General features: G+C 64.4%; 15 protein-coding genes. 4 read left to right on the top strand and 11 right to left on the bottom strand.

Features of this window, described 5'->3' with window-relative positions; all coding sequences use genetic code 11:
- Positions 1-81: 81 nt before the first annotated feature.
- The 3 genes from H7K34_RS20445 to H7K34_RS20435 all read right to left on the bottom strand — a co-directional run bounded on the left by H7K34_RS20445 (position 82) and on the right by H7K34_RS20435 (position 2,445).
- Positions 82-1,014: an aldo/keto reductase gene (locus H7K34_RS20445; protein WP_264063896.1), complete on the bottom strand. Its 933-nt coding sequence runs from the start codon at positions 1,012-1,014 to the stop codon at positions 82-84.
- On the bottom strand, positions 1,001-1,762 hold the full coding sequence (locus tag H7K34_RS20440) for a cysteine hydrolase family protein (RefSeq protein ID WP_264063895.1): 762 nt from the start codon (positions 1,760-1,762) through the stop codon (positions 1,001-1,003). The genes H7K34_RS20445 and H7K34_RS20440 overlap by 14 nt, the downstream gene beginning before the upstream one ends.
- Before the next feature lie 92 nt (positions 1,763-1,854).
- Positions 1,855-2,445 carry a TetR/AcrR family transcriptional regulator gene (locus H7K34_RS20435; RefSeq protein WP_108926174.1) on the bottom strand — a complete coding sequence of 197 codons (591 nt, stop codon included), beginning with the start codon at positions 2,443-2,445 and terminating at the stop codon, positions 1,855-1,857.
- 479 nt (positions 2,446-2,924) lie between these two features.
- Here H7K34_RS20435 and H7K34_RS20430 point away from each other — a divergent pair, with 479 nt between their 5' ends.
- Entirely contained in the window at positions 2,925-3,791 is an 867-nt protein-coding gene (locus tag H7K34_RS20430; protein WP_264063894.1) for an FkbM family methyltransferase, read from the top strand.
- Positions 3,792-3,838: 47 nt separating this feature from the next.
- Here the strand turns inward: H7K34_RS20430 and H7K34_RS20425 are convergent, their stop codons facing one another.
- From H7K34_RS20425 to H7K34_RS20410, 4 genes are all read right to left on the bottom strand, one after another.
- Positions 3,839-5,824: a molybdopterin-containing oxidoreductase family protein gene (locus tag H7K34_RS20425; protein ID WP_264063893.1), complete on the bottom strand. Its 1,986-nt coding sequence runs from the start codon at positions 5,822-5,824 to the stop codon at positions 3,839-3,841.
- Positions 5,825-5,970: 146 nt separating this feature from the next.
- Complete coding sequence (locus tag H7K34_RS20420; protein WP_264063892.1) at positions 5,971-7,281, bottom strand: hypothetical protein; 1,311 nt, start codon at positions 7,279-7,281, stop codon at positions 5,971-5,973.
- A gap of 114 nt (positions 7,282-7,395) precedes the next feature.
- Positions 7,396-8,370, bottom strand: coding sequence for a DUF1254 domain-containing protein (locus H7K34_RS20415; RefSeq protein ID WP_264063891.1), 975 nt, complete (start codon positions 8,368-8,370; stop codon positions 7,396-7,398).
- 36 nt (positions 8,371-8,406) lie between these two features.
- Positions 8,407-9,639, bottom strand: coding sequence for a cytochrome P450 (locus tag H7K34_RS20410; RefSeq protein WP_264063890.1), 1,233 nt, complete (start codon positions 9,637-9,639; stop codon positions 8,407-8,409).
- Positions 9,640-9,964: 325 nt separating this feature from the next.
- On the opposite strand from H7K34_RS20410, the gene H7K34_RS20405 reads away from it, so the two are divergent.
- Entirely contained in the window at positions 9,965-10,612 is a 648-nt protein-coding gene (locus H7K34_RS20405; RefSeq protein ID WP_264063889.1) for an adenylate/guanylate cyclase domain-containing protein, read from the top strand.
- Between the two features lie 42 nt (positions 10,613-10,654).
- Here the strand turns inward: H7K34_RS20405 and H7K34_RS20400 are convergent, their stop codons facing one another.
- The 3 genes from H7K34_RS20400 to H7K34_RS20390 form a co-directional block, all read right to left on the bottom strand.
- Complete coding sequence (locus H7K34_RS20400) at positions 10,655-11,890, bottom strand: cytochrome P450 (protein WP_264064808.1); 1,236 nt, start codon at positions 11,888-11,890, stop codon at positions 10,655-10,657.
- Between the two features lie 84 nt (positions 11,891-11,974).
- Positions 11,975-12,739: an SDR family oxidoreductase gene (locus tag H7K34_RS20395; protein WP_264063888.1), complete on the bottom strand. Its 765-nt coding sequence runs from the start codon at positions 12,737-12,739 to the stop codon at positions 11,975-11,977.
- 78 nt (positions 12,740-12,817) lie between these two features.
- Positions 12,818-14,995 carry an FUSC family protein gene (locus tag H7K34_RS20390; RefSeq protein ID WP_264064807.1) on the bottom strand — a complete coding sequence of 726 codons (2,178 nt, stop codon included), beginning with the start codon at positions 14,993-14,995 and terminating at the stop codon, positions 12,818-12,820.
- 214 nt (positions 14,996-15,209) lie between these two features.
- On the opposite strand from H7K34_RS20390, the gene galT reads away from it, so the two are divergent.
- Both galT and H7K34_RS20380 read left to right on the top strand, forming a co-directional pair.
- On the top strand, positions 15,210-16,319 hold the full coding sequence (gene galT / locus H7K34_RS20385) for a galactose-1-phosphate uridylyltransferase (RefSeq protein ID WP_276059938.1): 1,110 nt from the start codon (positions 15,210-15,212) through the stop codon (positions 16,317-16,319).
- Entirely contained in the window at positions 16,316-17,404 is a 1,089-nt protein-coding gene (locus H7K34_RS20380) for a galactokinase (protein WP_264063886.1), read from the top strand. Before galT ends, H7K34_RS20380 begins: the two co-directional genes overlap by 4 nt.
- Before the next feature lie 3 nt (positions 17,405-17,407).
- On the opposite strand, the gene H7K34_RS20375 is transcribed toward H7K34_RS20380, so the two are convergent.
- Complete coding sequence (locus H7K34_RS20375; protein WP_264063885.1) at positions 17,408-17,893, bottom strand: hypothetical protein; 486 nt, start codon at positions 17,891-17,893, stop codon at positions 17,408-17,410.
- Positions 17,894-17,912: the final 19 nt, after the last annotated feature.

Raw genomic sequence — 17,912 nt, 5'->3', positions numbered from 1 at the left:
CCGGGATCGCGCCGACGCCCATGTCGCATTTTATGAACGCACTCTCGCCACGCGCAGCACATTCGACCTATGCGCGCCGCCTCAACGACTTATAAATCCCGGAACTCCAGTGTCTGGAACGGAATTGAATCGATGGCGAGTGTCGAGGCGCTCGTTGATCTCACGGATCCCACTTTCGGGAAGGGCGGTGACATCGGCGTTTTCGCGAATGCGTTGCGGGTTGGCCGACGATGTGAGAACAGCACTGCCACGCTGAATGCCCCACGCCAGCAACACTTGTGCAGGGGTCTTTTCGAACCGACGGGCCATCTCGACGATCAGCGGATCGTCGAGCAGTCGCGGCTCCAGCGCATGCCCCAGCGGTGCGAAGGCCAACATGACGATGCCTTGTGTTTCAAGGAATTCGTGCAGCTCCCATTGCGGGTGATAGGGATGTGACTCGACCTGGACGACCGCCGGCTTGATCCGGGCGGCGTCGATGATCTTTCGGGTGCCTTCAACACTGATATCCGACAAGCCGATCGTTCGGGTAAGTCCCTCGTCGACAAGGGTTTCCATCGCGCCCCAGGTCTCTTCCAACGTGACTGCGTCGTCGTAGACGACGGCTCCGTGCGCGTCGCGGGGATCCTGGTCGTCGCCGGGTGCGAAGGCGAATGGTGTGTGCACGAGATAGAGATCAACGGCGTCCAGCCCTAGTCGGTCCAGGCTGGCCTGCAACGCGGGCCTGACTCGTTTGGGCTGGTGGTTGTTGTTCCACAGCTTCGTGGTCACGAAGAGGTCCTCACGCCGGACCGTTCCCTCGGCGAACAACTCCTTGAGCGCCGCGCCGATTTGCGCTTCGTTGCGATAGCGTTCGGCGGCGTCGAGGTGGCGGAACCCAACCTCGACCGCGGTCTTAACGGCAGTGCGCGTTTGGTTGGGGTCGGAAAGCAATGTGCCGAACCCGAGTGCCGGAATCTCGGCACCGTTGTTCAGGGCGAATTTGTGCTGGTTCAGATTTTCAATGGTTTCCATTTTGTTCGACCTCCTTGTTGGTCAAAAGATATTCGGTGACAACATGTTTCGTTAGCTGGGTGACCGCCTCGGCGGTGGTCCACACCACGCTGGCGAGGAATCGAAAGTTCACCAGCGCGGCCAGGTAGCCGTCGCCTTCGGGCAGTCGTGGGCCCGCCGTGGCGTCCTTGACGACTGCCACCTCGAAGCCCTGTTCGATGAGTTCGCGCAGGTGCCCCTCGACACACAGATTGGCCGCCATTCCTGCCAGGACGACCTGGCTGACCCCGCGCTTGCGCAACTGCAGCACCAAGTCGTTGGACTCGGGGCCGACGATTTTGTGCGGAGAGGCGATCACGGTTCGGCCGTCGTGAATGTGGTGCTGGTAGTCGGGCAGGAAGTCGGCTCCGGACCCGGCGAAGCCGTCCGTTGCGTACGCGTCCCGGCGCCCGAACATGCCGACGTTGATCATGAATTGTTCGAGCGGATCACCAAACCGCCACTGGCTGTCCGTCGGGTAGAAGTAGTGCGGCGACACCGCGACGGTGACACCCGCAAGCTTCGCGGCTCCGAACAGTTCACCGATGTGCGCGACGGTGTTGTTGTCGCGGACACTCTCACCGAACACCGGCCACGAGACCCCTTCGGGGCTGAGGAAATCAACCTGCGGGTCGGTGATGACGAGTGCGGCACGCTGGTGATCGAGCTGGAAGTGGGCGCTTGGCAGCCCTGGGTTCTCCGGTTCGGCGTACCTAGACAAGTCGGCCATCGAGGTGATCCTTACGCTCGTAGTGCTCCAAGAATAGATGACCAGTCGTCTATAAATCAAGAGGTGGTGGAGTCTCCCCGATCACACCGGGATCAGCGCAGAACTGACGGCACCGTGACCGTTTCGAATCGTTCATACGGGGCTCGGCTGCGGGTCACCTTCCCGCGCAGGGCCGCGCCCTCCCACGATTCGATTAGTAGCGAGGCGAGCTCGGCCGCGTCCAGATCTGCGCGGATGCCATCGGCGCCACGCTGGCCGGAACGCACACACGCCGTCAGGGCCGAGTCCCAACGGTCGAGAATGCGAACGAGCTCGGCACGAACCTGCTCGCTGCAACCGCCGAGTTCGAGGGACAGATTGCCGACCAGGCAGCCGAGCAGGAAATCGCCCGACTCGTGTTCATCGGCGAGTGCATGGAAGAAGCGGGTGATTCGTTGCTGCGCCGTGCCGTCCGCGTCAAGCATTGGCAGCAAACGCGTTTCGATGTCGGACCAATGGTGGGCGAGGACCGCGGCGGCGAAAGCCTCCTTGCTCGGAAAGTAGGCGTAGAACGAGCCTTTCGGCACACCAGCCGCATCGGTGATGTCTTTGACGCCACTGGCGGAGAAGCCGCGTGCGTGCACCAGTTCGAGGCCCGCCGCAAGAAGGCGACGGCGCACGTCGGGATTCGGCGGCCGCGGCATACGACAATAGTAGCCGACCGGTCGCCTATCTACTGCCGGCCTGAATTAGCTGCGTGCCCCAGGGCCGTGCACGACCAGTCCCATGCAATTGCTCCGGCACCGGATCCGGTGGATGATCCGCCCGACCGTGTCTCCCCGCGAGGAGTACTGGTACCAGACCAGGGCATCGGCGAGCCCCTGGCACTTGCGGCATTGTTCGGTTTCACGTTTGTACATTGGATTCCTCCATCTCGGGGAGTGGGGGGAATCGTCCAACGTTGGGCGACTTAATTAAAATTACATCAGCATTTTTCGTGCGGCGCTTTCCCGCGCCAAGAGTTATTTACATTAAACACTATGCGACATTCCCGCAGCTCAGTCGCAACATAATTGATACATAGCTTGCTGACCGGCTGGCCGAATCTGCGTGGTTAGTGTCGGACTTATTGTGCGATTCGCCTTTTCGAGGAGGCAAGCGTCGTATACCTATACTTGACTCCGTGGTGGCGGGTAACCTTCCGGAAGGCATTGGCGAAATCGCCGATTTCTACAACCTGCTGGCCCCGCAGCGCCGCACCGAGGTCGTCGACGTCGGTGCGAATCCGATCGATTCCGAACCGCCTTACACGCCGATGCTTGGCGCGGGACTATGTCGTGTGACGGGATTCGAGCCTCAGCACCAACCGCTGCACACGCTGCTGGGACGCCAAGGCCCACACGAGCGTTATCTCCCGTGTGCGGTGGGTGATGGAAATGCGCACACGCTCAACGTATGTCGTGGATCCGGGATGACAAGCCTGTTGGAACCGGACCCGGCGGCGCTGGACGTGTTCGAGTATCTCAAGCTCCCGGCGGAAGTGGTGCAACGGCTACCCGTGCAAGCCCGCCGACTCGATGACATCGATGAAATTGAACACATCGACTTCCTGAAGGTTGACGTTCAAGGGGGCGAACTCGCGGTGTTTCAAGGGGGGACAGTCAAACTCGCTGAGACAGTGGCGATCCAGACCGAGGTTTCGTTCGTGAGCCTGTACAAGGACCAGCCAACTCTCGGTGACATAGATTCCGAGCTACGTGGTCAGGGATTTGTGCCGCACTGCTTTCCCGCGATCAAGCTGTGGCCGATTGCGCCGTGCGTGGATCCGCGCCAGCCCGTCAACCAGCTGCTGGAGGCTGACATCGTCTACGTGCGGGACTTCACCCGCGCGGACTCGATGAGCGACGAGCAACTCAGGCATCTCGCCGTCATCACGCACTACTGCTATCGGTCGTTCGACTTGGCCCTGCGCTGTGTGATGTTGCTGGAGCAGCGGCAAACGGTGCAGGCCGGAACTTTGCAGCGCTATCTGGATCTCTTGGCGACCTGATGGCACCCAGGCCAATCGGCGGCTAAATGCTTGACGCTCTTGATATCTCAGGCAGGATGCAGGCTGACGGCTATGCCGGAATAGCGCACCATGCCGGTCACCACGTCGATGTCGTCTTTGTTGGTCAGTCGATTGACGTTGGCATCGTGGTGGCCGTGCGGGATCGACACCGCTCCGCGTCGCATCGCTTCGTCGACCTTCGCGATGCCGGTCAACTCTCCGTTGGCGCTGCGCACGGTTACCCGACGGCCGCTGACGACGCCCGCGGCGGCGCCGTCCTGCGGGCTGATCAGGATCTCGGCGGCTTCGCCGAGAAAGTCGAGTTGCCCGTTCAGCTTTCGGCGCTGCCGGCGCGGCACCATCACCAGCGGCGGGGTCGGCTCGAGAGCGGCGAGTTGATCGACGAGCAGCGGTGGCGCCAGCCGCCAGCCGCCCATCCGCCCGACGTGCTCCTCGACCCACGCCGCCGGAAGCTCGCGCGGCGCTTCCGCCCAGCCCGTGGCGGCCACTTCGTCGTACTTGGTGCGGGCTCCGGCCAGCAGGACGGCGAGCACGTCGTCGTCGGTGCTGGTGTCGGGGTCGCCGAGACTGCTTAGGTCGTAGCCCAGCCGCCTGCCGATTTCGGCGAAGACCCACCACATCGATCGCCGCTCACCGACCGGATCGACGACCGCGCAGCTGTATTGCACCGACACCTGCGAGCTCAGGATGTCGTGAATGGTGATGTCGGGACGTTCCAGCGGATCCTTGGTCGGCAGCACGTGGGTGGCCAACTCGGTGGTCTCGTTGTTGATGATCTCGGTAGTGGCGAAGACTTCCAGGTTCTGCAGCGCGGGGATCAACTTGCCCGTTTCGGGAAACGACGTGACCAGGCTGCCGCCGACGTTGATCAGGGCGCGGATGTTCCCGGCCGCGATCTCGTCGGGCAGTACCGCGCACGGCCATTCGTTGATGAACGCCTGGGCCTCCGGGCGGCTGCGCGGACCGGGGCCGAATGATCCCTCGACTGGGGTGACCGGCAGCAGATCGCCGAAAGTTTCGAGCTGGTAAGCGAATCCGGGATGGAACCAGGTGCCGCCGGGCCGGTTCATGGCGCCGGTGAGGATCATCAGCACCCAGGCGAGCCACTGGGTGACGTTGGCCCGTTCGGCCGTCATCGTGACGCCGGTACCGGTCTCGACCGCAACGCATTTGGCGGCGCGTACCGCCTCACGCAGCAGCGTCAGCTCCGCCGCCGGAACGTCGGCGAACGCCGCGGTGTGTTCGAGAGTGAACGGCTCAACCGCGGCAGTCAGTTCGTCGATACCTTGAACCGGCACATCCGATTTCATGCCGTCGCGCAGAACTTCGCGGACCAGATAGGCCAGCACCGCGTGGTCGGTGCTGGGCCGCGGTGCGAGATGGCCCGAGGCCAGTCGCGCGGTCTCGGTGCGCCGCGGGTCGATCACCCAGACCTGACCGCGCCTGGCAATCGCGCGCACCGTGCCGGTCGGGTTGGGCATCGAGATCGCATGGCCGTGGGAGACCACCGGGTTGGCGCCGACGAGCATCAGGAAATCGCACTCGTCCAAATCGGTTCGGCCGGACAGGCCCATGAATCCGCCCACCAAATCGGAGACCAGAGGTTTGGCGGTGCCGTCGATGGTCAGCGGGCTGAACTTCGCGGGTGTGCCGATCGCGGCGTGCAGGGCTTCGGCCATCCGGAACCCGGCGCTTTCCATCGTGCTGAAGTAGAAGCCAACCGACTGGGGCCCGTGGCGGTCGATGATGTCCTTGAGTCGGGTGCCCAGGTCGTCGAGACAGGTGTCCCAGCTGGTGTCTTGCAGCGCCCCGTCCACCCGAATCCGCGGCCGTTCCAGCCGGTCCGGATGGTGGTGCAGCAGCGGCAGCGCCCGGCCCTTCGGGCAGCAGTAACCGCGCGAAAACGGGTGGTCTTGGTCGCCGCGAACGCGGACCACCTCGTCTCCGTCGACGTCGACCAGAATGCCGCAGACCGACGTGCAAATACGGCAGAAACTGCGCACCGTTTTCATACATCGGTAACGTACTCTCGCAATGCGAGAAGAACTATCACTTTTTTGATAATGGCATTTCCAGCGCTATGCGCTGTCCACCCGCAAAGCCGTGGGTGCACACTCAACGCGCCAAGCAGGTTATCGGTCTCTGAGTTGAGCCCGCCCTAGAACCAGGGGCCGGGGTAATGCCCGTCCTGGTCTTGCACCATCACGATCTCCTTGCAGTCGCCACCGGCGGTGGTTTCGCCGCGACAGACCAGCGTCCATCCCGATATCCGCTCGAAGGGCCGGACGGACCAGTTCGTCGCGACCGGATCGGGGGCAGGCAAGGCGAGCACCGAGTACGTTGCGCCGATGTTCGTGATGTAGAGATGGTCGCCGAAGAATGCCATTTTGGAGATCGGCAGCTCCTTGGCGTCATCTCGATTCTTCAGCAAGTCCCAGTGCTGGGTGCGCAGGTTCCACACTCCGAAGCCGAACTGCGAGTCGGCCGAGTCGCGGCCGTCGACGAACAGCTTTCCATCCGACAACGTCGCGGTTAGTCCACCGCCGGAGATCCGATCGGATTCACCTACCTTGATCACGGCCTTGGCGTTCAGGTCGAAAAACATGGTCGACACGACGGTGGGCGAGTCTCGATGGGTGATCTTCACCAACTTGTCCGGACCGTCCGATAATTCGGCATCCACCGTGATCACATCATTGTCCTGATAGATCGCTTCGCCCGACGGCCGGCGCAGCTGGACTTCAGAGGGCTTGCCCGGCTGGGTGTTTCGCTGAAACGACAGCACGTCCTGCCAGACGCGAGCGGCCGCAGGGTCGTTCCACGCCATGGCCAAGTCGCTACCGGACAGAATGACGGTCCGTGGCGGCGAGGTGCTGCCGTGTCCGTCGGTGAAGGCGTTGAGCCATGCCGCACCGGATGTCGTTGCGCCGAGCCGCCATTGCTTGGCCTCGGTCAATGTCAACTCGGGAACCGGTGGCTGCAGCTCCTTCATAGCCACCTGGTGTCCGGTCTTGAAGTCGAAGGCGTACGCGGTGGTCTTGGCGACTTCGGGTGCCGGCGGCTGCGCCGCTTTGACGGTCGTCACCAGGTAGACGACCAAAAGGTTGTCCGCCGTGCCCGCCAGCGCACACATGGCTCCGGTGACGTTTTCGCCGACGGGAACCGTGGGCAGGGGCGGCGCTACGTACTGGCCTGTTTTTGTGTCGAATACTTTCGGACGAATGTCCTCGAGCGCGGACTTGCTGAGCGAGAATTCCTCGGGGCAGCCGAAGTAGGCCGTTCCGCCGTAGCTTTTCCAGTCCTTCTCCAAGGGGCCAGTCACCGGCGACGGTGGGGGAGCCGAACTGGTGCTGGCCGTCGAGGTGGAAGTCGAGGTCGTCGTTATCGCCGGTGGAGACGCGGTCTCCGAACAGGACGCGATGACCAGACAGGCCGCCGGTCCGAGCAGGGCAAGCCGGCGCCTGGGCATACATGTCCCCTTGACCGCACGCATCAGCAAACCCCCATTAACTTCGTGTAACCAACGAGCGTAAAACGGGTTCGGTGCGACCGCGACTGGTGCGGCCTTTCTCACTATTGCCGATCACGAAACCGGTTGGGCCGCTGGGAATGTCCATCCGCCATTGAGGATCTCTTCATGCGGCCGGTACAGCCGGACCAAGTAATTCCATTCCGGAGTGATCGGCAGGCAGTTGGATGACGCGGCATCGCAGCCGCCGAATTGAATGGTGATCTCGCCGCCACCGTCCCGCTGCGCGGTGATGTTGTTCAGCGAATAGGCGTTGAGCGGGTTCGGGGTGAAGTAGCCGTCTTTGTTATAGACGGTAACCGACCAGAACCCGTCGACCGGCACCTCGCCGACGGTGAGTCGATAGACCGTGGCGCCGTCATTGTTGGGTGTATGGACGCTGAAATAGAAGGCGTCTTTTTCCGGATTGCCGCCCCATGCCACTGCCGAGCCGATCAGGTGCCGTACCGGGTCGACGTCATTCTTGGCGCCGAACATCGCTGCGGAATCAGGCACCGTGGCCCCCAGCTGAACAAGTGCGTCCCGGACGGCCTTCTGGCTGACCGGGTCCCACTTCGGGATCTCGAAGCTACCCGCGTTGTCCTGTCGCACCCCGACAGCGTCTTGAAGTCGATGGACGGTGTTCAGATCGGCGTCGTCATTGGGGTCGACGAGGGTGCGAACGATCGCCACCACGTACCGGGTGCCGATGTCGTTGCGGGTCAGGGTGTGTTCGCCCTGCCCGTAGCACACCGCCGGCACGTAGTGGTCTTCGGTAACCAGCTGCATCGACATGAACCGGCCGGCGGGATCCGGCAGCGATATCGTCAACGGTCCGGCCTCGAGGTCGAAGACGCCCGCCGAATACAGCGTGTCGCGGTTGGGCCGCACCACCAGCTGATTGTCCAGTGGCGTCAGCTCGCGGATGTGCATGAAGGTCCCGAAACCGCCGTCGGCGACGACATTGCCGAAATACAAGTCGCTTTCAGCCCGGGCGAAATTGTCTGGTGAAACGAGTACCGCGCCGTCGGATGTCCTGCGCTCTTTCATCGTTCGGACCATACCCGCCGGGCCGAACGCCACCTATCAATTCACGTCGAACTCGATGGGCAGGCTAGTCGGTCCGCTCAAGCTCACCATCGGCTTCCATGGCACTGGTCCGGCGATGCGTGGGTTCACCAGCCGTTGGGACAGAACCCTCAGCGCTTCGGCGAGCTCGCGGCGGGCCAGGTTGGCGCCCAGGCAGTAGTGAATGCCACCGCCGAAGGTCAGGATCGGGGGTACCCCCTCGCGGGTGATGTCGACGCGGTGCGGGTCGGCGTACACATCGGGATCACGGTTGGCCGCAGCGGTATTGACCAACACCATGGTGCCGGCCGGGAATAGGTACCCGTCGAGCTCGGCATCCTCGACCACCAGCCGCAGCGTCCCGCAGGCGATCGGTGAGTGGCGCATGGTTTCCTCGACCGCGCGCATCGCCAGTTCGGGGTGGTCGGTGAGAAGTTCCCATTGCTCGGGGTGCTCGCACAGCACTTGCACCGAGGCGCCCACCTGGTTGCGGGTGGTGTCTGTTCCCGCCAACAACAGGCCTCCGGCAAGCATGCGTAGTTCGGCGGGGTTGAGGCGATCTCCGTCTTCCCCGGCGCGGATGAGATCGGAAAGCAGGTCGTCGGTCAGGCTGTGCCGGCGTCGAGCGACCATCCCGTCGACATAGTCGTCTAGCTCACCCCACGCGCGCATCACGCCGGGCTCGAGTTCGCGAATGTCGGCACTGAAGCTGAAGGCCTTGAAGATCTCGTCGGCCCATACCGAAAACTGTTGCCAATCCTCACGTGGTGCGCCGAGCAGCGCGCAGATGATCGGCACGGGGTAGGGGCGGGCGATGGCGGTGACCACGTCGCAGCACCCCGCGTCGGCAACGCCGTCGACGAGCTCGTTCATCAGGTCGGCCATCGTGTCGTGCAGGCGCAGGGTCGCTTTGGGGGTGAATGCCTTGGAGGTCAGACCGCGCAGCCGATGGTGCGCGTCACCTTCCAGGCAGAGCAAGCTGTTGACCACCTTGTCCCACAACGGGCCCGACGTGATGCCGTGGACGAGCAGATTGATGCCCGGCGGGATCTGGAATCGGGTGTCGCGAAGAACAGTGCGCACCAGGGGGTACGAGAGCACCGCGGGTCCGTATGGCCCGATCGCGATCGGGGCCTGTCGCTGCACGGCTTCGATGCGCGGGTAGATCTCCGCGGGGGTCTCCCCGGCGTTGTAGTCCAACGCGGGGAGATCGGCGTCGAAAACACTTGCGGGAGCGGTACCGACAGCCATGGCGGTCTCCTTAGCCCGGAATCCGCGACGCGCGAAGCGCGCGGACAACTTTCAAACAATGTATGGCCACGTTGTATAGGTGTCAACGAGGCGCGTTCAGGCGAACCGATGTTGGCGGCCAAACGGACGGCTTTGGGGGCGGATGCCTCATGTGCCGGTAGGGCTCGGGGTCGACAATTTCGGCATGGTTGTTTTCGATTCCCCGCCCGACACCGCTGCTGTAGCCCCAAAACAGCCGTGGGACAGGGTGTTAACGGAAGGTCATGCGTCTCTGGTCAGGGCGCGGCGGGTGTTTCGCCATCTGCCGTCCGAACCGCGTTGCAAGGTGTGCAACAACCCGTTCGGTGGGCTGGTCGGACGCGCTTTCGCTGCCGCCGGATTCAGCCCGTCCCGCAAGAACCCAAATTTGTGCAGCCGCTGTTGCGACGCGCTTCCGCCGGGCGGCGCCGAGGTGGACGTCGCGGTGTTGTTCGCCGACGTTCGCGGTTCCACGGAGCTGGGCCGGCGTGGCGACGCCGCGGACTTTGCCGTGTTGCTCAACCGGTTCTACTCAGCCGCAACGCAGACGCTCCTGCGCCATGATGCGGTGATCGACAAGCTGATCGGCGACGAGGTCATGGCCTTCTTTGTGCGGGGCATCAGCGGGCCCCACTACCGGCGTCGTGCGGTGATGGCGGGGAGGGATCTGCTGGACGCGGTCGGGTACGGGGGCGACGAGGGGCCTTGGCTGCAGCTGGGCGTGGCGGTCAACGCGGGTGTCGCCTACGTCGGCAATGTCGGGGACGCGGTGGTCGATTTCACCGCGCTCGGCGACCCGGTCAACGTCGCGGCGCGGATGCAACAGCATGCCGCCGGTGGGGAATTGCTCGTCGCGTCCGCAGTGGCCGACGAGTTGGTGGCAGGCTCACCGCGGCGGCGGTTGCAGCTGCGCGGATACGACCGGCCGATCGAAGCGTTCACCGTCAATGCGTGACTTCGATTATCGGCGAACAGGACTGCGCCGCTAGGTGACAGGTCAGCTGCGCTGGTAGTCGACCTGCCAGTGTTTGATGCCGTTGATGAACGGTGAGCGCAGCCGCTGCGGGTCTCCGGCGGAAGCCAGGTCGGGCATGTGGTCGGCGATTGCGTTGAACATGATGTCGATCGTCATGCGAGCCAGGTTGGCGCCGATGCAGTAGTGCGCACCGGTGCCACCGAATCCGAGGTGCGGGTTGGGGCTGCGCATGACGTTGAATGCATATGGATCGCCGAATACCTCTTCGTCGAAATTGGCCGAGCGGTAGAACATCACCACCCGCTGACCCTTGGTGATCGCGACGCCACCAAGCTCGGTGTCGGCCAGCGCGGTGCGCTGGAATGCCGTGATCGGAGTGGCCCACCGGATGATCTCGTCGGCCGCGGTCTTGGGTCGCTGCGTCTTGAACAGCTCCCATTGCTCGGGGTGGTCGGTGAAGGCCATCATCCCCTGCGTGATCGAGTTGCGAGTCGTCTCGTTGCCGGCGATGCCGAGCGTCACCACGAACATGCCGAACTCCGCCTCGGAGAGTCCGTCGCCGTCGGCGCCGGCCGCCACCAGCGTCGACACGATATCGTCACCCGGATCTTCGGCTTTGCGGGCCGCTAATTGCATTGCGTACCACATTAATTCGCCCGCTGAGGTGAGTGCGTCGTAGTCGGCGAACTCCGGGTCGTCGCTTCCGATCATCTTGTTGGACCAGTCGAACAGCTTGCCGCGGTCCTCCGCCGGCACCCCGAGCAGGCCGGCGATGGCCTGCAGCGGCAACTCGCAGGCCACCTGAAGGACGAAGTCTCCCGAGCGTTGCTCCGCGGCGTGCTGGGCGATCTGGCGCGCGCGCTCGTTGAGGTCGGCGCGTAGCCGCTCGACGGCTCGCGGGGTGAAGCCGCGGGCGACGATCTTGCGTAGACGGCTGTGTGCGGGGTCGTCCATCATGATCATCGATGCCCGGCCGGCTTCGATCTGCCCCTGCGCCTGATCCTCCCGGTAGCGCGGCACGATGGATTTCGTTGCGGACGAGAAGATGTCGCTGCGCAGCGACACCTCGCGGATGTCGCGGTGCTTGGTGACCATCCAGTAGCCGCCGTCGGAGAACCCGCCCTGATCGAGCGGCTGCTCATTCCACCAGATCGGCGCCGCCCGGCGCAGTTCCGCCAACTCCTGCACCGGTAACCGGTGGGCGTAGATGTCGGGATCGGTGAAGTCGAACCCCGGCGGGAGGTTGACAGCGGCGATGGATGCGCTCCTCGGGGATTGCGGGTGGTGAGCAGATGCTAGCGCTTAGACACGGCTGGGCATACATAAAAGAGCAAATGTCGGCTACTTGCCGTGCGGGTCGCTGGCGTTGAGCGCCGCGATCACCTTGTCCTGGTCGCCGCGGGCCTCGCCGTAGCGCAGGAACTTCACCCGCTCCACCTGAATCTCGTTGTTGTTGGGTTCGTTTTCCAGCAGCAGCATCACCTCGTCGAGAAACTCGTCGAGGGGCATCGCGGCGGGGTTATCCCGTTGTCCGGGAGCCAGATCGGTTTGCACGGACGGCGGCACGAGTTCTTTGACCTCGACGCCTGTGTCGGCCAGCTGCAGCCGCAGCGACTCGCTGAGCATGTGAATGGCGGCTTTGGAGGCGTTGTAGCTGGGGGTGGCCCGCAGCGGCGCGAAGGCCAGGCCTGACGAGACTGTGATAAGGGTAGCTGCCGGCTGCTTTTGCAGATGCTCGACGAACGCCGCGATCAGTCGGATGGGGCCCAGTACGTTGGTGACGATCGTCGATTCGGCGGACTCCAGGAACGTGTCGGGGTGATGCCAGTCCTCGATTTTCATGATGCCCGCGACTGCGATCACAACGTTGAGGTTCCGGTGGCGCGCCAGCACCTCGTCGGCGGCCGAGCGCACGCTCGCGGCGTCGGCGGTATCGATCTGCACGGTGTCGAGACCGGGATGCTCGGTGGCGATCTTGTGCAGCAACTCGGTTCTGCGGCCCCCGACGATGACGGTGTTGCCCTTGGCCTGCAGGCGCAGAGCGAGCGCCAACCCGATCCCGCTGGTCGAGCCGGGAATGAAGATGGTGTTGCCGGAGATGTGCATGCGCTGACGCCTTTCCTGGGGTAGCTAGAGTTTGCCAAGTCGGCGGGTCCTGCGCGAGACCCTGGCTCCCGGTAGTGCTCAGTGCGCCGGCTGGCTAGCTACCTTCTGGGTGTCGTGCGCGCCGAGGTTTGTTGCCGCGGTGATGACGGCCCGTTCGATCTGGCGAAGCGCGTGCACCGCGGTGAGGAATCGCCTGGCGTCGGGAGGCGGCCCGGCCTCGTCGTCGCGATGGCGGGCCAGGGCCTCGGCGGCGTCGAGCGCGTCGGTCGTGGAGTTGACGGTCACCGGGCCGGCCCCGTCGACGAGGGTGACCAGCGCGTCGATGTTGCGCCGAGTTTGCTCGGCGGCCGTGGTGAACGCGTTGCCCATTTCGACGGCCAGCTGTTGTGAGCCGACGGGATTCCGGTAGCGCTCGCTGCTGCGGGCCAGGCTTCGCCCGTAGCGGTCGCAGGCGGTGAAGATGCGCAAGCCCCGGCGAATGCTGCGGCGTCCAGCCAGACCGGCAACTCCTGCCAAGAGCGGCTTGGCGGTGATCCGGAACTGCTGCAGGTTTCGGTCGAGCTGGCGCGCTTGCTCGGTCGGGCTGACGGCTTCGTCCTCGCCGAACATCGTCGCGGTGGAGATCTCGATCAGTGCGGTCAACGCCTTCAAGAAGGCGAGGGTGTCGTCGCGGATGGCGGTTCTGGTGTTCGTCGGCAACACCAGGATCGCCACGGTAACTCCGATCACGGCGCCGATCGCGGTCTCTTCGATGCGCAACATCAGTACACCGAACGAGAATTGGCCCATCAAGCCGTAGAGCAGCGCCAGCATCGTGGTGATCCAGAAGGTCATCAGGCTGTAGGTGATCGTCATGAAATAGAACGCGCAGAACAGGCAGACGAAAATCGCCGCCAGCGAGGCGGTCTTGTCGCCGGCGAACAGCGTGGCCGCCAGCATGCCGCAGGGCACGCCGAGGATGGTGCCCAGCATTCGCTGCCAGCCTTTGGTCAGGGTTTCACCCCAGGAGTTGGTGCCGGCAAAGATCACGAACGCGGCGATGACCGCCCAAAACCAACGGGCGGGCGACACCAGCTCGCCGGTGACGATGGCCAGCGACGCGGCGATCGTCACCTGAATGGCTTGCCGAGTGGTCTGCGACAGCCCGCCGGCTTGCTTGGCATCGGCACTGTCGTCGTCTTCCGGGTACGCCTGCTCGGGCTCCGCAGGCTTAGCGTCCTCGATGCTTTCAGCGGCCTTGCCGGTGGCGTGATCGATGATTGACCGGACTTCAGCAGTTGCAGTGGCGGCGTTGATGATTGCCAGCGCAAGGCGGCGTATTGCCGCTTGCCCGGGGTCGTCGTCGGCGGTGGGCGTTGGCTGATGGTCAAGGATCCGTTGGGCCTGACTCGCGGCCTGCGCAAGCCCGTCGAGCGACGGAATCCGGATCGCTCGGGCCAGCTCGGTGAGCACCCCGGCGAGTTCCAGACGGGTGCCGGAGCCGATGGCGGTGGGATTCTCCGTCACGACCAATGCCGCTTGCCGTCCGGCGTTGGCGACCCACTCGATGGCCAGTTCCGCGTCGAACAACCACGGAGCCAGCTGTTGGCTGGTCACCCCGGGCCACAGCACGGCGGGATCGGCCTTGTCTTCGATCTGGCTCTGCACCATCAGGGCGGTCTCGTTGAGCCGAATCGTGCGGGCCCGCATTTGGCGCTGTCGCCGTTCGTCGAGTCGCCCGGTGCGAACCGCGTCCGCCGTGGTGTCGACGACGATCGCCATTCGCGCCCTCAGCGCACGAATCGTGGCGCGTAGCACGCGTTCTGGATGATCGGGCAGTGCGTAGGTGGTCATCACGAACGTGCACACCGTTCCGACGACGACAGCGCCGATCATCCACGGCAACTCTGAAAGGCTTGCTCGCAGATACAAAGTGAAGAAATAGGCCATGAACGCGACCATTCCGAGTGCTCTGCCGCGGGGGCCGAAGCGACGAATGTACACCGCGGTGAAGACGACAATCACGAAGACGGTATCGGCGGCCAACTGGTACGGCGCGAGCGCCGCGGCGGCAATGATGGACAGTGCGGCGGGTAATGGCATCAGCGCCATCGTGATTCGCTGCTGGCGCGAGTCAGGTTCGTTGACGGATCGGGACGCGATCATCGTGATGACGACGCCCAGCAATGCGACGGTCAACGGCTGTCCGGTCGCGCGGGTCAGTACGAAGAGGATGGTGAGCGAGCAGGCCAGCGCGGTCGTTGTCCGAGTCGCCATTCGCAGTCGCAACAGTCCGGGGTCGGAGCCGAACCACCAGTTTCGCGCCCGCCCATAGAGCACCGTCGCGGAGGCGCCGAGACCCCTACCGGCGCTCAAATCCACATCGTCTCGGCGGGTATCGCGAAGGTCGCGCTCGTTCGCCCCGCGCCCACCCGACACCCGCCACCACCTCTCTTTTTGCTCTCCTATCCGCAGCGCTACTGCGTGAGCGCTGCGGACCAGGCTAGTCTTCGAGGTCGTGACAGCGCCGACGCGGGCGAAGCTGGCCGATGGCCGTGACCTGTTGTTCTTCGCGTTGCCCGGGCACCGTCCGGTGCCGGTCGCCGATCGCAGGCCATTGCCGGAGCGTGCCGGAGGTCAGTCGCAGTTGCGGTTCGACCGGTCGACCGGACAGTGGGTGATCATCGCGGCGCTGCGACAAGACCGCACCTACAAGCCGCCCGCCGACCTGTGCCCGCTGTGCCCGGGTCCGACCGGGTTGACCAGCGAGGTACCCGCGCCCGACTACGACGTCGTCGTTTTCGAGAACCGGTTCCCAAGCCTGTCCGGTGCCGGTCAGCCGATGGGCGCGCCCGAAGCCGACGGGTTTGTCTTCGCGCCCGGAAATGGCCGGACCGAGGTGATCTGTTTTTCCAGCAACCACACCGGGTCGTTTTCGGGGTTGGAACCCGCGCATGCGCGGCTGGTGGTCGAGGCATGGCGGCACCGCACCGCCGACCTGATGGGCACCCCGGGCATCGAGCAGGTGTTCTGTTTCGAGAATCGCGGCGAGGAAATCGGGGTGACGCTGGCCCATCCGCATGGTCAGATCTACGGCTACCCTTATTTGACGCCGCGCACCGCCGCGATGCTGGCACAGGTGCGCGAGCATCGAATGCGTCACGGCGGCAACCTCTTTGCCGATCTGCTGGCCCACGAGATCGCCGACGGTAGTCGTATCGTAGCGCGCACCGAGCTGTTCACGGCGTTTGTCCCGTTCGCGGCGCGCTGGCCGGTCGAGGTGCACATTTACCCGAACCGGTTCGTGCGCAACCTTGTTGAGTTAACGGAGGACGAGCTGGACGCGTTCGCGCAGCTCTATCTCGACATGTTGGGTCGGTTCGACCGGATGTATTCGGGTCCGCTGCCCTATATTTCGGCGCTGCACCAATACGCCGATACCGAGGTTCAGGCTGACGGCTACTTCCACGTCGAGTTGATGTCGATCCGGCGCAGCGCCACCAAGCTGAAGTACCTGGCGGCCTCCGAATCGGCGATGGACGCCTTCATCACCGACGTCACGCCCGAAAGCGTGGCCCAGCGACTGGCCGAACTCAGATGACTATTCGCTACGCGGCGCCGGGGCGGATCAATCTGATCGGGGAGCACACCGATTACAACCTCGGGTTCGCGCTGCCGATCGCGCTTCCGCAGCGCACGGTGGTGACCTTTACCCCCGACCGTGGCGATGCGATCACGGTGAGCAGCGACCGCGCGGACGGAGCCGTGCGCATACCGCTGAGCACCGCTCCCGGGGACCTGGATGGTTGGGCGAGTTACGTGGCCGGGGTGATGTGGACGCTGCGCCAGGCCGGCCACCCGGTGCCCGGCGGCGCGATGTCGATCACCAGCGAGGTGGAGCTGGGGTCCGGGCTGTCTTCCTCCGCGGCGTTGGAATGCGCGGCACTGGGGGCGATCGCGTCGGCCGCCGGTGTGCGCATCGACGCAAAAGAGCAGGCCCGGCTGGCTCAGCGTGCTGAGAATGAATATGTCGGTGCCCCAACGGGTTTGCTCGATCAATTGTCTGCACTTTTCGGGGCGCCGTCGACCGCGCTGCTGATCGACTTTCGCGATGTCACCGTCGAGCCGGTGGCCTTCGACCCGGACGCATGCGGCGTCGCGCTGCTTCTGATCGACTCCCGGGCGCGGCATCGGCATGCGGGCGGCGACTATGCGGCCCGGCGTGCGTCGTGCGAGCGGGCGGCCGCCGAGCTCGAGGTGTCGTCACTGCGCGAGGTTCAAGACCGCGGACCCGCCGTCTTAGCGGCGGTGACCGATCCGGTCGATGTCCGTCGGGCCCGTCACGTATTGACCGAGAACCGGCGGGTACTTGATTTTGTTGGCACGCTACGGGATTCGGACTTCACCGCGGCCGGCCAGATCATGACCGCCTCGCACGCGTCCATGCGTGACGATTTCGAGATCACCATCGGCCACATCGACCTGATCGCCGACACCGCGGTGCGCGCGGGTGCCCTGGGCGCGCGGATGACCGGCGGCGGCTTCGGGGGTTGTGTGATCGCCCTGGTGCCAACCGGCGAGGCCGAGGCGGTTGGCGAGGCGGTGCGACATGCGGTGACCGATGCTGGGTTCGAGCAGCCGGTGATCACCCGAACCCGCGCGGGCACGGGCGCGGGGCCGGCGTAGCTATTACTCGGCCGGGGTCAGTCGGACAGCGCCGAGGTGCATGCGGTCGACCGCCTCGCCGAACTCCTCCAACGTCGGGATCCGCTGGTCGCGGAATTTCAACCCGATCATCGTTTGGGCGCGTCGCAGGCCATACGAGTCGGCGCAGCGCTTGTAGAGATCGGAAACGATAGCGCGGTCCCGGATGAGCTCGCCGCGCATCGCGGTCGTCTTGCCGTCGTAAATGACCTGGGCGGGCGCGCCACCGCGAAAGTTCTGCTTCCACGGAGCACCGGTGAGCGCATACAGATCGCTGCCGATCACATGGGCGCTCACCGGAAGTGTGAACGGGCGCCCCGTCTTTCGGCCGGTGAAGCTCAACACCATGAGCTGCTTGCGGGCGGAGCCGGCCAGCGGGGTGCGCAGCAGGAAACCCAGCATCGGGTTGACGAGTTTGAGCAGGGCCGACGGTGGGTGCCCGGCGTCGATCGCATACGACTGTTCTGCCATGCACCCACCGTAAGGCCAA

Source organism: Mycobacterium montefiorense (assembly GCF_025823255.1).
GTDB lineage: Bacteria > Actinomycetota > Actinomycetes > Mycobacteriales > Mycobacteriaceae > Mycobacterium > Mycobacterium montefiorense.
Note: the sequence above shows the minus strand (reverse complement) of the source record. Positions and strands in the feature narration are given on the sequence as shown.